This window comes from Yoonia rosea (assembly GCF_900156505.1).
Lineage (GTDB): Bacteria > Pseudomonadota > Alphaproteobacteria > Rhodobacterales > Rhodobacteraceae > Yoonia > Yoonia rosea.
Map to the genome: position 1 here is coordinate 457,098 of NZ_FTPR01000002.1, position 14,452 is coordinate 471,549.

Consider the following 14,452-nt stretch of genomic DNA (forward strand, 5'->3'; position numbering starts at 1 on the left):
GTTAGTCTGACAGGCGCACGTTGTCGTTTGAAACGGTGGCTTCAGCGCTGGACGGGCCGACACGCATCAGGATCTGATTCGCGCCCACCGTGATGATGATCAGTGCCACCAGAGAGATCAGGAAAGCTTTCATCGTGCTATGCCTCGCTCTTGGAGGGTTTGGCGTTCAGCACCTCATCGGCCCAGATGCTGTGGTGCTCGCGGGCCCATTGTTCTTCGACCTCGCCTTTGCCCATCGCATCAAAGGCGCCTTCCATGCCGACGGACCCAAGATAGATATGTGCAAAGATGATTGCGGTCAGGACAAGGCTGACAATTGCGTGCCAAAGTTGGGCGAACTGCATCTCTTCGTGTGGCAACAGCGGGTAGGGCAAATCAGGCAGGCCGAACCACCCCGGCACGCCCCAGCCATTGATGACCGAGAATGTGTGCGCAAACATGTTGAATTCGAATGGGAACAGCAACGAAATACCAGAGGCCGAAATCGAGGTTCCGAGCACAATCACCGCCCAGAAGATCAGCTTTTGACCTGCGTTGAACTTTTTCGCGGGGGGGTGATCGCCGCCAAACAAACCGCCCGCTTTTGCAAGCCATCTCAGATCGGTGCGGTCGGGGATGTTATGTACGACCCAGACGACAAAGACGATCACAAGCGCCAGCATGAAAGCCCAAGAGACGTTGTTGTGAATCCATTTGCTGGCGATTGCCAAACCAGAAAAGGCCTCATGCCCAAAGGTGGGGATCAGAACCTTGCGGCCCAACAGCGATATCAGTCCGGTGAGCCCAAGCAGGATAAACGACGATGCCAATAGCCAGTGGCCAAAACGTTCGAACGCCTTGAAGCGTGTAATCGTCCGTCCTGTCTTTTCGCCGTGAATACGGATGCGCCCACGGATCAGATAGAACAGCGTCAGCAGCACAAGCGTGCCGCCCAGCAAAGCCGCCGTCATTAAAACCAGTGGTCCTTCGCGGAAAGCCTGCCACCACATCCCACGGTCCTGGATCATTGTCGTGACCGCAGGCCCGCGTGCCTGCGTGGTCAGATCGGCAACTTCATAGCGGTATGCGCGCCATAAATCGGGATCGGAGGCGCCACCCAAGGTGCCAAGCTGATCGGTAATCGGTGCGGCATTTTCGGGGTTGCCAGTCACATCACTCCGGAAACTGTCATCCATGACCAGACCTTCCTGACGGCGCAGGATATCTTCCAATGTTTGCGCACCGCCAGTGGCTGCGCGCGGATCTTCGGTGGCCTCTTGCGCCGATGCGGGCGCTGTCATGGCGAATAGCAATGCGAAAACTGTCATCAGACGCAGCATTGAGAAATCCTCTTTGGCTAATCAAAGAAGGGCGGCCCGTGAAAAGGCCGCCCCTTTTATTTGCATCTCGCAAAAGGGGCGATTAGCCGCCTTTTTGGTCGTAAGCCGTGCCCCAACCCCAAGCGCCGGACCCGAAACCACGGGCCACGACACGCTCGCGGTAGATGTCGGACACTGTGTCGCCATCACCGGCCAGCAACGCCTTGGTTGCGCACATTTCGGCGCAGATCGGCAGCTTGCCCTCGGCAATCCGGTTCCGGCCGTATTTGGCGAACTCGGCTGTCGAGTTGTTCTCTTCGGGACCACCAGCGCAGAAGGTACATTTGTCCATCTTGCCGCGTGAGCCAAAGTTGCCCGCCTGCGGGAATTGCGGCGCGCCGAACGGACACGCGTAGAAGCAATAGCCACACCCGATGCACAGGTCTTTGGAGTGCAACACAACACCGTCGGCTGTCTGGTAGAAACAGTCTACCGGACAAACCGCCATGCACGGTGCATCCGAGCAATGCATACATGCGACCGAGATCGACCGCTCGCCGGGCTTGCCGTCATTGATTGTGACAACTTTGCGGCGGTTGATACCCCAAGGCACCTCATGTTCGTTCTTACATGCAGTGACGCAGGCGTTACATTCGATGCAGCGTTCAGCATCAACGAGAAATTTTGCTCTAGCCATTCTACTTCTCCCTTATGCTGTCCAGATTTTGCAAAGAGTCGCTTTGGTCTCTTGCATCTGGGTTACGCTGTCATAGCCATAGGTTTGTGCGGTGTTGGTGGATTCGCCCAAGACGTATGGGTCGGCACCTTCAGGATATTTGTCCCGCAGATCGACGCCCTCCATGTGTCCACCAAAGTGGAATGGCATGAACGCCACGCCTTCGCCAACCCGTTCGGTGACCATGGCCATAACCTTGACCTTGCCGCCTTCGGGGCCTTCAACCCAGACCTGTGCACCGTCACGGACACCAAGGTTGTTGGCGTCGCGTGTGTTGATCTCGATGAACATGTCCTGCTGCAATTCGGCCAGCCATGGGTTCGAACGGGTTTCATCCCCGCCACCTTCGTATTCAACCAGGCGGCCCGAGGTCAGGATGATCGGATACTCTTGCGAGAAATCGTTTTCCTGAATTGAGGCATACATGGTCGGCACGCGCCAGAACTTCTTATCCGCATAGGTCGGATATTCAGCGACCAGATCGCGGCGGTTGGTGTAGAGCGGTTCGCGGTGGATTGGCACAGGGTCAGGGAATGTCCAGACCACTGCCCGCGCCTTGGCGTTGCCAAATGGCGCACAACCACGTGCAATTGCGACGCGTTGAATGCCGCCCGAAAGGTCGGTTTTCCAGTTCACGCCACCAACCTTGGCTGCGTAGTCGGATGCAATTTCGCCTGTCTGCGACTGCTCGCCCGTTTCGGCCATTCCCGGCTTCATGTAGCCTGCGACCTGTTCGATTGACGCGCGTTCCTCGGCGGTCAGATCACCGTCCCAGCCAAGGTCGATCAGCATCTGCATGGTGAATTCTGGATAACCATCCTCGATCTGCGACCCGGGGGTAAACACGCCCTCGGCCAGCAGGTTTTCACCATCGCGTTCCACCCCAAAGCGAGCGCGGAATGTCAGACCGCCTTCGGCGACCGGCATCGACATGTCATAAAGGTTTGCCGTGCCCGGGTGGTTCATCTCGGGTGTGCCCCAGCATGGCCAAGGCATGCCGTAGAAGTCACCGTCAGCCGGACCACCGACAGCCCGCAGTGTGGTGCGGTCAAAGGTGTGCTGGTTGGCCATGTGCATCTTGAGACGCTCAGGGCTCTGGCCAGTGTAGCCGATGGTCCACATGCCGCGGTTAAACTCGCGGGTGATGTCCTCAATGTTGGGCTCGCCGCCCTCGTCGATCGCGATGTTGCGGAAAATCTTGTCGTGGAAGCCGAACTTTTCAGCAAACATCGCCATGATTGTGTGATCAGGCAGCGATTCAAACAGAGGCTCGACGACTTTGTCACGCCACTGCAGCGACCGGTTCGACGCCGTCACAGAACCACGCGTTTCGAACTGTGTACATGCCGGCAGCAGGTAAACACCGTCTGTCCGGTCCTGCAGAACAGCCGTCACTGTCGGATAAGGGTCAACCACGACAAGCATGTCGAGTTTCTCCATCGCCGTCTTCATCTCTTTCTGACGGGTCTGAGAGTTCGGCGCATGGCCCCAAAGCACCATCGCACGGGTGTTGTCGGGCTGGTCGATGTTTTCGGCATCTTCCAACACGCCATCAATCCATCGGCTTACGGGAATACCTGTCAGGTTCATCATGGATGTATCGCCGTAAGACGCTTCCGAGAACCGGCCCTTGAGCCAGTCAAGGTCTTCTTCCCACACGCGCGCCCAGTGCGCCCATGATCCTGGTGCAAGGCCGTAGTAGCCTGGCAGCGTATCGGCCAGAACGCCAAGGTCGGTTGCACCCTGCACGTTATCGTGGCCACGGAAGATGTTGGTGCCACCACCGGCGACGCCCATGTTACCCAGAGCCAGCTGCAAGATGCAGTAAGCGCGGGTGTTGTTGTTGCCGTTGGTGTGCTGTGTGCCACCCATGCACCAGATCACGGTGCCGGGGCGGTTGTTGGCGAGGGTGCGTGCGACGCGCTCCAGCTGGCTGCCGGGTGCGCCGGTGACGCGCTCGACCTCTTCAGGTGTCCACTTGGCCACTTCGATCTTGATCTCGTCCATGCCCCAGACACGGGTGCGGATGAATTCCTGATCCTCCCAGCCGTTTTCAAAGATGTGCCACAGGATGCCCCAGACCAAAGCCACGTCAGTGCCGGGCCGGAAGCGGACATATTCATCGGCATGGGCCGCTGTGCGGGTGAACCGTGGGTCACATACGATCAATGGTGCGTTGTTCTGCTCTTTGGCTTTCAGCATGTGCAGCAGGGACACAGGGTGCGCCTCGGCCGGGTTGCCGCCAATCAGGAACATCGCTTTGGAGTTATGGATGTCGTTGTAGCTGTTGGTCATGGCGCCGTAGCCCCATGTGTTCGCCACGCCGGCAACAGTGGTCGAGTGGCAAATACGCGCCTGGTGGTCGACGTTGTTTGTGCCCCAGTAGGCAGCGAATTTGCGGAACAGATAGGCCTGTTCGTTGTTGCTCTTGGCAGAGCCCAGCCAATACACAGAGTCCGGCCCGCTTTCTTCGCGGATTTTCATCATGCCGTCGCCGATCTCGTTGATCGCGGTTTCCCAGCTGATGCGGACCCACTCGCCGTTTTCTTTCTTCATCGGGTATTTCAGGCGGCGCTCGCCATGGGCGTGCTCACGGACCGCAGCACCTTTGGCGCAGTGTGCCCCGAGGTTGAACGGGCTGTCCCAGCCGGGCTCTTGCCCTGTCCAGACGCCGTTATCGACTTCTGCGATCACGGTACAACCGACCGAGCAGTGCGTACAAACCGATTTGATGCTTTCAACGGCGCGTGTCGCGGCCTGTTGTGCTGTTGCTTGGGTCACACTGCCGCCTGTTGCGGCAATCGCAGCCAAGCCACCGATGGCAAGGCCGGATCCGCGCAAGAACCCGCGACGGTCAATTCCTTTGGCACCTGTGTTCACCGTAATCGGCGAACGACCGGACCGGCGTGTATACCCGTTGGTCTTTTTCCTCAGCATTCTTTTCCTCCCTGATCCGATCTTCTCGGATAATTCTTTTCGGGCCTATGGGTTATGGTCAGTCAAGACCACGATACGTACCCCAGACTGTTTTAGAACCGTGTGCTCTCAAGATAAGCGCGTGTATGATCTGTATCCTGCATCGTCTGCGATGACAGATCGACGGGCTGTGCTGCGGCTTGCGTCGCACCCCCCGCGGCCACGGCAGCAACAGCGGCTGGCGCGGCTGTGCCGGCCAGTTTTAGAAATCCGCGGCGGTTTGTGCCTTCTTTTTTCTCGGTCATAAGGATGTCTCCCTTTCTTTCATTGGCGGGCATCCCCACCGGTTTTGTCGCAAGCCCGTCAGCCTGCTGTCATGCGAAATGCTTCTTTTTCGATCTCCATGAATGCCTGTCCGACAGCGCCGACAGAGGCATAAAGGATCGATGACTTGGCCCCTTGCAGGTCGCTGAAATAGTGCGATGCCCAGGTGCCGATATGCGCGTTAAAGAACGTCTGTTGTTCGGCCACAGTTGCCACGCGGCCAAAACGGCCAACGATCATGCCAGCCATCATTTCCATCAAGGACGCGATGTTATCTTCGGGTTCAAACACGTTTTCGGCGCGGGTCATGCCAAAATCGGCCATTGTCCTGCGCAAGTTGGCCAGCGGCTTTTCGTTCAGGAACCCTGTGAGGTAGTAGCTGGCAAAAGGCAGCAACTCGCCCCGACCAAGGCCGATGAAGAGCGCGTTGAATTCCGAGCGCACCGCCTTTGGCTTGGAGATCTTTGCCACACGCGCCAGACCGTTGATTGCTTGTCCCAAAGCGGTATCATCGCCCGAAAGCCCCGCGGTCTGATCCAGCAGCAATTGATCGGGTGGTCCCGCCAGCATAACGCCAAGATAGTTATAGAGATCCGCGCGAAGACGGTCTTCCTCGGCGATATCGACTATTTCGACAGCGGCGTTCATGCGACATCATCCTCAAATTGAAACTGCATACGGCGGGGGGTGAATGGTGCAGGGTCCTCCTCAACCGCTGCACCATCCTTGGGCAGATCAACAGACGGCGCGCGTGTCTCGGCGACTTCTTCGGTGGTGTCCTCCTCGACCTCCACCTTCGCGACGGCTGGACCTGCCTCTTTCTGGCGCTCGATTTCCAATAGATGCGCCAGCATCCCTTTGCCCACCTGATAGGTGGTCTTTAACGCATCTTGCCCAATGCTTTGCGCAAGATAGTCGTCATCATAATCGTTCAGCCCGTCAACACAGGCCAGAACCGGATTGCTGCGCCATAGCTTGCGCAGCGCGCGTTTGCGAATGTGTTCAGGCACGGCCTTGGACATGAAAGCCTTGAAATCATCGCCAATCGCAAGGCTGTCAGGATCAGGGAGGCCAAGCGTCTCCAAGATCTCTTCGTCCGATTTTTCGGCCAGCGCCTCTTGCTCTTGCGCCAAAGCCGCTTCCTGCGCAGTGCGGTTCTCTTGTTCGGCTTCGGCCGCGACAGCGGCGCGCCTGCGCGACCATGATGACAACATATCGCTCAATTCACCACCTCTTTGCGGCGCGGTGCGCGATAGACATCGGTTGTTTGGCGGATACGCGGATCACCAATGCCGTCCTGGCTTCGATCGATGCGGGCCTTATCGCGCCGGCGCTTTACGAACACCTCTTCCTCGTAGTGCTTGTCTACAAATTCGGTGATCCACGCCCCGAGACCATCCGGCATTGGAATTTTCTCGACCTGCTCTTCGGCGGAATCGCAATAGTCCTGCGCCTCATAAGGGGACGCAGTAACAAGCGCGACAGTCCAGGGTATATCCTTGTTCCCCGACACCGGACGCAACACCACATAAACAGAAGGTTCGCGTGCCTGCAGTTCGTGGGCATACGCCTCGACGTCAGACACATAGAGCGTCAGTGGAAGCGTTGCGGCATGAAATTCAGTCACATCACCATCGGTGCGCAGCATTTTCCAATCCGCAGGACCCGCACCCGGCAGGACAGCAGAGGCTTTCCACGCGTGCTTGGCCCAACGCGTTACACCCGGCGCGCGTCTTACGACGACGCCAAGCGGCAATGACTGCGAACCTGGGTATTCGAATTTCAAAAGAAATCCTCGTTTAGTGTGCCTCGGTGCACGGACAGATTGCCGCAGAAAGTTGCAAACGAAAAGCTTGTTTTTATGTAAAGATGTCGCACCCTTAGCATACTGCACTGCAGCATTTCGCAGAGGCCAAGCGCACAAGGGTTCTGCGTGAGAAAGAGACACGCTATGTATTATTAGATTGTTTGAATTGCTGCACCTGCACAACCAGTTGGAAGTGAATCGCACTGATATTTGGGTTTACTGTCTGGTCATTTCCTGAATAGCTACGCCGCGATCTGCGTTCATGAAATTTGGGGGTGACCATGTCGAAAACACTGCTGGTTTGTGACTGTCTTGGTTCCCAAACGGTTGATTCCTCCGCGCTGGAAGCCGCTACAGGCCAAAGCTGTGGCGCATGTTACACAAGTCTTTGCACCGATCAGATCGACATTGCAGCCAAGGCAATCGCGCAAGGTGACGTGACGATCGCCTGCCAGCAAGAGGCCCATCGTTTTCTTGCCCTGTCTGAAGAGATCGACGCAGAGGCACCTGCCTTTGTCGATATTCGTGACCGTGCCGGCTGGACTGATGATACTGCGGACACGACGCCGAAAATGGCAGCATTGATCGCCGAGGCGGCTTTGACGCCTCCGGCGCAAAAGGCCTTTGATGTTGTATCGGAAGGCACCTGTCTGATCGTGGGTGCGAGCGAGGTTGCTCTTGCTGCGGCCGAAAAGCTGTCAGAGGCGCTTTCGGTCACTGTGCTTCTTGCGCCAGGTGCCGAAATCATGCCGAACCCGAACTACGACACTGTCGTCGGCACCTTGCATCAGGCTAGCGGCACGCTTGGCCGCTTTCAGGTGCGTATCAACGTGTTCCAGCAAAGCATGACAGGCGGGCGTGGTACCCCCGCGATGACAGCGCCACGCGATGGTGCGTTGTCGGACTGCGATATTATTCTTGATCTGACGGGCGGCACCCCCTTGTTCCCCGCCCCCGACAAACGCGATGGCTATGTGCGGGCTGACCCTAAAAGCCCGGTTGCCGTCGCAGACGCAGTGTTTGCGGCCAGCCAATTGGTCGGCACGTTTGAAAAACCCTTCTATGTGCGTTTGGAAACCAGCCTGTGCGCCCATTCGCGCGCCGAAAAACCGGCCTGTTCCAATTGTCTGAACCTTTGCCCCACGGGCGCAATCACTTCGGCGGGCGAACATGTCAGCATTGATCCGATGATCTGTGCCGGGTGTGGTGCCTGTGCGGCGGTCTGTCCGTCGGGGGCAATCAGCTATGACGCGCCCTCGGGCGATTTCACATTTCGCCGCATCAACTCCCTTGCCAGTACCTATCGCGCTGCGGGCGGCAAAAACGCCACGCTGCTGGTACACGATGACCACGGTGCCGAAATGATCAGCCTTGCGGCACGCTACGGGCGCGGCCTGCCCGCCAATGTGATCCCTTTGCAGGTGGATGCTTTGGCGGGGTTTGGTCACGCCGAGATGGTGGGCGCTTTGGCGAGCGGGTTTGCCCGTGTTGATATTTTGCTTGCGCCAAAAACGGAACGCGACGCGCTGGTGCCTCAGGCAGACTTGGCCAACGCGATTTCGCCAGACAAGGTTGCCTTGCTTGATATCGCCGATCCAGATGCACTGTCTGACCATTTGTTCGCACAGACCAAATCGGCCGCGATCGCAACGCCCATTCTGCCTTTAGGATCGCGCAGGCAGGTGGCCCGCCTGTCGGCCAAAGCGCTCAACCCTGATGTTGAAACGCTGCCGCTGCCCGCCAATGCGCCTTATGGCGCGGTGATCGTGGATACAGATGCCTGCACATTGTGTCTGGCCTGTGCCTCGCTTTGCCCCTCTGGCGCGCTGGGCGATAATTCCGATCTGCCGCAACTGCGGTTCCAAGAGGATGCCTGTCTGCAATGCGGCCTGTGCGCCAATGTCTGCCCCGAAAAGGCGATCACCTTACAGCCGCAACTGGACCTGACCGATGCCGCCCTGTCGCAAACGGTGCTCAACGAGGAAGAGCCTTTCGCCTGTATCGACTGCGGCAGCCTTTTCGGGGTGAAATCTACTGTGGAACGGATCACTGAAAAGCTGGCGAACAATCACGCGATGTACCAGAACCCGAACGCGATCCGCATGATCCAGATGTGCGACAATTGCCGGATCAACGCACAGTATCATTCCGAGAATAACCCTTTCGCATCTGGCGAACGGCCCCGCCCGCGCACGACCGATGACTATTTGTCCAAGCGCAAGGATCACTGATCCGGCGACCCATCATATCAAGGAGAAATCACGATGAGCGAAGACTTTAACATGTCCATGCGCAAGTTCCTCAAACAGGTTGGCGTGACATCGCAGCAGGCGATCGAAGAGGCGATGCGCAACGCCGGTGACACCGCTGGGCGCAGTTTCGAGGCCAAGGTCGTGCTGACAATCGACGGGCTTGATCTGGCACATGTCGTGACCGGCAAAATCGAAGGGCAGTCGTAACGTGGCGCTTACCCGTGAAGCCGTTCTTGAGATTCTCAAGACGATCGAAGACCCTATAAGCGGCACATCCATCGCCGAGGCGGGGATTGTCAAAGCCCTGACGGTGCAAGACGGCGCTGTGCGCTTTGTCATGGAAGTCAGCGGCAGCCATGCAAGCGCCTATACCGCGATCAAAGACAGCGCCGAAGCGCAGATCAAGGCGCTGGATGGCGTAGCGTCAGTGTCGGTTGTCATGACGGCGCATAGCACACCGGCTGCGCCGCCTGATCTGAAACCACAGCGTGGCGGCGCGCCTGCGGGGCCCGAGAAAATCCCCGGTGTTGACCGGATTATCGCGGTGGCCTCTGGCAAGGGCGGGGTCGGGAAATCGACTGTTTCAGCCAACCTTGCCTGCGCACTTGCTGCCGAAGGACGGCGCGTTGGTTTGTTGGACGCCGATGTTTATGGGCCCAGCCAGCCAAGAATGCTGGGTGTCTCGGGCAGGCCCGCTTCACCTGATGGCAAAACCATTTTGCCAATGCGCAACTATGGCGTCACCATGATGTCGCTGGGGCTGATGGCAAATGAGGATCAGGCCGTTGTCTGGCGTGGCCCGATGTTGATGGGTGCGCTGCAACAGATGCTGACGCAGGTGCAGTGGGGCGCGCTGGATGTTTTGATCGTTGATCTGCCCCCCGGCACAGGTGACGTGCAGATGACATTGGCGCAGAAATCGCACCTGAACGGGGCGATTATCGTGTCTACACCGCAGGACATTGCCTTGCTCGATGCGCGCAAAGGCATTGATATGTTCAACCAGTTGGGCACGCCGATCATCGGGATGATTGAAAACATGTCCACGCATATCTGTTCGGCCTGCGGGCATGAAGAACACATGTTCGGTCATGGCGGTGTGGCGAAAGAGGCGGAAAAGCTGGGCGTTCCTCTGCTGGCGGAAATCCCGCTGCATATGGATATCCGTCTTGCGGCCGATGGCGGCGCACCGATTGTGGTGTCCAAGCCCGACAGCAGCCAAGCGGCTGCCTTCCGGCAGGTGGCCCGCGACCTGATCGCCGAAGGCCACGCATGAGCGAGCCGTCGTTTCCACCGCTCTTTACAGGGCAGGATGCGGCGGGCAGCGATCCTTTTGCGCGTGCTTGCGCCACGGCTGAGGCCGGGTGTGATGCAGGTCTTGTGGTCTATGACCTTGCGGCTGATCTTTTGCGCGCGGCAATTATCTTTGCCCCCGACGTGCCACTGCGTAAAGCGGCCGTAATACTGCCCATTTGCGGCGTCGGGTTTCAAAATGCCCTTGGCGCCTTGGCCCCGCCCGAGGTGGCGGTTCATCTTGGTTGGGATGGTCCAATCTATGTCAACGGCGGGCGCTGCGGCGCATTGAAAATGGCGGCCCCCGGCCAGCCAGAGGATGAACCCGATTGGTTGGTCATCGCGCTGGAACTGGCACTTTGGCCACCGAGCGAAGACACCGGCCTGACCCCCGATGAAACGGCACTCTACGCCGAAGGCTGCGCCGAGGTGGATGCGATCACGTTGCTGGAGTCGTGGGTGCGCCACACTTTGGTCGGAATCAACACATGGGTTGACAGCGGTACCGCGCCACTGCATCGCGAATGGATCGGCCTCGCGCATGCTTTAGAGGGTAAGGTGACTGTCAAAGGCAAAACCGGCACCTATACCGGACTGGACGAAGACCTTGGCCTTTTGCTCAAAATCGGGGACAAGATAGAACTGGTTCCCCTGACCGCTATCCTGACGAGGCCTACATGAAACTTGCCCGCGCAATCCATTTTGACGAAAGCGACAGCCGTGTGTTCCATAATCCCGCGCGCACGGGTGAATGGTGCATTTCAGGCGGCTTTGAATTCTCCAACTGGAGCGAGGCGGACTTGATGGGCAAGGCGAAACAGGCCTTTTCCAATGGCTGGATGGGGTGTGAAACCTTCGGACGGGTCAGTTTTGTTGCGGTCACCCAGATTGAGCCGCAGGAAAAGGACGCCATCGCAGGCCTGCTTGCCCAGCATTTCGTTGATATCTACGGCGCGCCCTCGCTGGAAGCGGCGCATGCTGTGGCCCTCGAAGAGATCGCCCAGATGGCCGAGCTTTGCGCCGATCACGACCCCAACACCCTGCTGACTGTCGCGCGTGAATTGACCGACGCAGGTGTGCGGGAAAGCTACCGCGTGATTGCGCCCCAAGACGCCGACCTGACGCAATTTGCCGTGCACGGCTCACTGGACGAGCCGCACACGCATTGATCACTCAGCTTTGGCGTTAAACACAAACAGCGTTTCGCCGTTGATCGTGTAATCGTTGATCAATGCCGCCGCACGCGGACTGACCAGCCAGGTTTCAAGCGCCATCGCCAGATCGTTGCGGACGTTCGCGTTCTTGGAAGGGTCAACGGGCAGATAGGCGTATTGGTTGAACAGCACCGGATCGCCAGAATAGAGCAGCGCCAGATCGGCCTTGTTGGCAAAGTTCAGCCAGCTGGCGCGGTCTGAAATCAGGTAAGCGTCCATTCCTGCCGCTGTGTTCAGCGCTTGGCCCATGCCAGCACCGACAGGCCGGTACCAGCCGTCAAAACCTGCTGCATCAAGACCTGCTGTCGCCCAAACGCCAAGCTCGGCTTTATGGGTGCCGCTTTCGTCCCCACGGCTGACGAAAGGCGCCTCGGCAGCCGCGATCCTTTGGAGCGCATCAGCAGCGCTTGCGGCATTGGCGATATCGGCAGGGTCCGACGCAGGGCCGATCAGGACGAAATCGTTATACATGATTTCACGGCGATGCGTGCCGTGGCCTGCGGCAACAAACGCCTCTTCCGCAGGGCGCGAATGGACCAGAACCGCATCGACATCACCCGCCTCGCCCAGTCGCAACGCCTGACCTGTGCCCACAACAAGCAGTTGCAGGTCAATATCAAGGTCTTCCTTGATCGCAGGCAAGAGCACCTCGGCAAGGCCCGAACTATCAAAGGATGTCGTCACCGCCATCCGCATGTCTTCGGCAACAGACGTTGTCGCCCAGATGGCCATGATACCGGCCAGAATTCCCTTCATCATGTCACAATATCTCCTCTCAAAAACGCAGCCAGTTCTTCGGTTTGCGGGCGCGCAAATGCAACCTCTGCTTGGCTGACATCATGTACCTTGCCATGCAACATGAATATCAGATCCTGCGCGAGCCGGCGGGCCTGCCCCATGTCATGGGTGGACATCACAAGGCGGGTTCCAGCGGCAGATGTCTCCTGCAAAAGCGCCTCAATCTCGCGTGTGGTATGGCCGTCAAGGTTGGCGCAAGGCTCATCCAGAAACAGCACCTGCGGTTTGCGGATCAGCGCGCGGGCAATGGCAAGTTTTTGCCGCTCACCGCCGGACAGGCGTGTCGCAGGGTTACCTGCGCGCTCGGTCAGCCCGATCCGGTCAAGCCAATGATCCACGGCTTGCGCGATTTCGGCCTTTGAACGCCCCAAGAGCCTGAGGGGATAGGCCAGATTATCCGCCGCGGACCGCCGCAAGACGATGGGCGATTGAAAGACAAAGGCGTGCTGCGCCGGATCATCGTGGTGCCAGGTCACCGTGCCGCTTGTGACGCGCTCAATCCCGTGCATCACGCGCAGCAGGGTTGTTTTTCCGGCCCCATTTGGCCCGATGATGATTGTCGGTCCCCCCGCATCAAGCACAAGGTCCGTTGGGCCAATCACAACCTTGCCACGGCGGCGTACCAGTACCTTGTTCAGGGTTAGTGGAAACATCTGTGTCACCAGCGGCCCTCCCGCTCGGTTTGCGAGAGGGTGTGGATGGCAAGATTCACAAAGATCGCAAGGCCAATCAGGACAAAGCCGAGACCAAGCGCCAAGGCAAAGTCACCCTTGCCCGTTTCCAGTGCAATTGCCGTGGTCAGCACCCGGGTGACATTGTCGATGTTGCCGCCAACGATCATGATCGCGCCTACCTCGCCAATGGCGCGCCCGAACCCGGCAAGCGCCGCCGTCAGCAGATTGCGCCGCCCATCCCAGATCAGCGTCATGATCCGCTGCCTTTTCGATGTGTTGAGCGATATCAGAAGGTCATGATACTCGGCCCAGAGCTCGCGCATGGATTGATGCGCGATCGAGGCAATGACCGGCGTGATAATAATGACCTGCGCGATGATCATCGCTGTGGGCGTAAAGAGCAGGTCCAGCACACCAAAGGGGCCGGACCGCGACAAAAGTATATAGACAACAAGGCCGACAACGACAGGCGGCAGCCCCATCAAAGCGTTGATCATCGAGATAACGAACCGGCGATAGCGGAAACGCTGTACCGCAAGGAAAGTGCCCAGCGGGATCGCAATGACAGAGGCAATCACCAGCGCGGTCAACGTTACGCGGAGCGAGCGCAGGCTGATTTCCCACAGCTCGGCGTCGAAGGTGACGACCAGCCAGAATGCCGCGATGAGACCATCAAGAATATCAACCATGGAAGCACTGCACTCGCGCTATTGCCGGGGCCGCCAACGTCCGGCTTTCGGGCAGAAAAGACAAGTCTCAATCAGGTCTGGCTCTGGCCAAGGTCGCGGTGCCTTGGGCCTTACATCCGTATCTGTTGATAGACGCGGTGCGCCCGAAAAGCGACAAAAGGCCGATATCCAATGATTGGGAAGTTACGACCGATTATCTGGTGGTGTGTTCTTTTGTGAAAGCTGACGAATAGATCTGCGGAAAAGTTCGCGCGCACATGCGGCAACGTACTCACCGGCGAATGTCGTACCACTTTTCGGGATTTTGGTGCCCAGGAGAGGACTCGAACCTCCACGTCCATACAGACACCAGCACCTGAAGCTGGCGCGTCTACCAATTCCGCCACCTGGGCAGGTCACGTGGCGCGGATTTACGCGCGGTTTAAGGGGCTGTCAACGCGATTCGACCACA

16 protein-coding genes and 1 tRNA gene are annotated in these 14,452 nt (G+C 58.2%); 5 read left to right on the top strand and 12 right to left on the bottom strand.

Features of this window, described 5'->3' with window-relative positions; translation table 11 throughout:
* Position 1: 1 nt before the first annotated feature.
* The 8 genes from B0B09_RS18180 to B0B09_RS13495 form a co-directional block, all read right to left on the bottom strand.
* Positions 2 to 133, bottom strand: a complete 132-nt coding sequence (locus tag B0B09_RS18180; RefSeq protein WP_278247286.1) for a hypothetical protein — start codon at positions 131 to 133, stop codon at positions 2 to 4.
* A 4-nt stretch (positions 134 to 137) separates the two neighbouring features.
* A complete protein-coding gene (locus tag B0B09_RS13465; protein ID WP_076660489.1) occupies positions 138 to 1,319 on the bottom strand; it encodes a formate dehydrogenase subunit gamma in 1,182 nt (393 codons plus the stop codon).
* An 82-nt stretch (positions 1,320 to 1,401) separates the two neighbouring features.
* Positions 1,402 to 1,995 (bottom strand): formate dehydrogenase FDH3 subunit beta, encoded by a 594-nt coding sequence (fdh3B, locus tag B0B09_RS13470; protein WP_055295457.1) that lies wholly within the window; start codon positions 1,993 to 1,995, stop codon positions 1,402 to 1,404.
* Between the two features lie 12 nt (positions 1,996 to 2,007).
* Positions 2,008 to 4,971, bottom strand: a complete 2,964-nt coding sequence (locus tag B0B09_RS13475; RefSeq protein WP_076660490.1) for a formate dehydrogenase subunit alpha — start codon at positions 4,969 to 4,971, stop codon at positions 2,008 to 2,010.
* Between the two features lie 92 nt (positions 4,972 to 5,063).
* On the bottom strand, positions 5,064 to 5,255 hold the full coding sequence (locus tag B0B09_RS13480; RefSeq protein WP_076660491.1) for a twin-arginine translocation pathway signal protein: 192 nt from the start codon (positions 5,253 to 5,255) through the stop codon (positions 5,064 to 5,066).
* 58 nt (positions 5,256 to 5,313) lie between these two features.
* Positions 5,314 to 5,922, bottom strand: a complete 609-nt coding sequence (locus B0B09_RS13485) for a TorD/DmsD family molecular chaperone (RefSeq protein WP_055295462.1) — start codon at positions 5,920 to 5,922, stop codon at positions 5,314 to 5,316.
* The gene (locus B0B09_RS13490) at positions 5,919 to 6,488 is read right to left on the bottom strand and encodes a DUF3306 domain-containing protein (protein WP_084190863.1); all 570 of its coding nucleotides are present in this window, start codon (positions 6,486 to 6,488) and stop codon (positions 5,919 to 5,921) included. The genes B0B09_RS13485 and B0B09_RS13490 overlap by 4 nt, the downstream gene beginning before the upstream one ends.
* Positions 6,489 to 6,493: 5 nt before the next feature.
* A complete protein-coding gene (locus B0B09_RS13495; RefSeq protein ID WP_084190846.1) occupies positions 6,494 to 7,060 on the bottom strand; it encodes a DUF3305 domain-containing protein in 567 nt (188 codons plus the stop codon).
* Positions 7,061 to 7,362: 302 nt separating this feature from the next.
* On the opposite strand from B0B09_RS13495, the gene B0B09_RS13500 reads away from it, so the two are divergent.
* The 5 genes from B0B09_RS13500 to B0B09_RS13520 are packed head-to-tail and all read left to right on the top strand — an operon-like array spanning position 7,363 to position 11,795.
* A complete protein-coding gene (locus B0B09_RS13500; protein ID WP_076660493.1) occupies positions 7,363 to 9,312 on the top strand; it encodes a 4Fe-4S binding protein in 1,950 nt (649 codons plus the stop codon).
* Positions 9,313 to 9,345: 33 nt separating this feature from the next.
* Complete coding sequence (locus tag B0B09_RS13505; RefSeq protein ID WP_076660494.1) at positions 9,346 to 9,540, top strand: DUF6494 family protein; 195 nt, start codon at positions 9,346 to 9,348, stop codon at positions 9,538 to 9,540.
* A gap of 1 nt (position 9,541) precedes the next feature.
* A complete protein-coding gene (locus tag B0B09_RS13510; RefSeq protein WP_076660495.1) occupies positions 9,542 to 10,609 on the top strand; it encodes an Mrp/NBP35 family ATP-binding protein in 1,068 nt (355 codons plus the stop codon).
* Positions 10,606 to 11,307 carry a biotin/lipoate--protein ligase family protein gene (locus tag B0B09_RS13515; protein ID WP_076660496.1) on the top strand — a complete coding sequence of 234 codons (702 nt, stop codon included), beginning with the start codon at positions 10,606 to 10,608 and terminating at the stop codon, positions 11,305 to 11,307. The genes B0B09_RS13510 and B0B09_RS13515 overlap by 4 nt, the downstream gene beginning before the upstream one ends.
* The gene (locus B0B09_RS13520; protein WP_076660497.1) at positions 11,304 to 11,795 is read left to right on the top strand and encodes a DUF6505 family protein; all 492 of its coding nucleotides are present in this window, start codon (positions 11,304 to 11,306) and stop codon (positions 11,793 to 11,795) included. The genes B0B09_RS13515 and B0B09_RS13520 overlap by 4 nt, the downstream gene beginning before the upstream one ends.
* Here the strand turns inward: B0B09_RS13520 and B0B09_RS13525 are convergent, their stop codons facing one another.
* The 4 genes from B0B09_RS13525 to B0B09_RS13540 form a co-directional block, all read right to left on the bottom strand.
* Positions 11,796 to 12,596: an ABC transporter substrate-binding protein gene (locus tag B0B09_RS13525; RefSeq protein WP_110549970.1), complete on the bottom strand. Its 801-nt coding sequence runs from the start codon at positions 12,594 to 12,596 to the stop codon at positions 11,796 to 11,798. It abuts the gene before it with no gap.
* Positions 12,596 to 13,291, bottom strand: coding sequence for an ABC transporter ATP-binding protein (locus B0B09_RS13530; protein WP_076660680.1), 696 nt, complete (start codon positions 13,289 to 13,291; stop codon positions 12,596 to 12,598). Before B0B09_RS13530 ends, B0B09_RS13525 begins: the two co-directional genes overlap by 1 nt.
* A gap of 5 nt (positions 13,292 to 13,296) precedes the next feature.
* Positions 13,297 to 14,001 carry an ABC transporter permease gene (locus tag B0B09_RS13535; protein WP_055296735.1) on the bottom strand — a complete coding sequence of 235 codons (705 nt, stop codon included), beginning with the start codon at positions 13,999 to 14,001 and terminating at the stop codon, positions 13,297 to 13,299.
* Positions 14,002 to 14,306: 305 nt separating this feature from the next.
* Positions 14,307 to 14,393, bottom strand: a tRNA-Leu gene (locus B0B09_RS13540).
* Positions 14,394 to 14,452 lie beyond the last annotated feature (59 nt).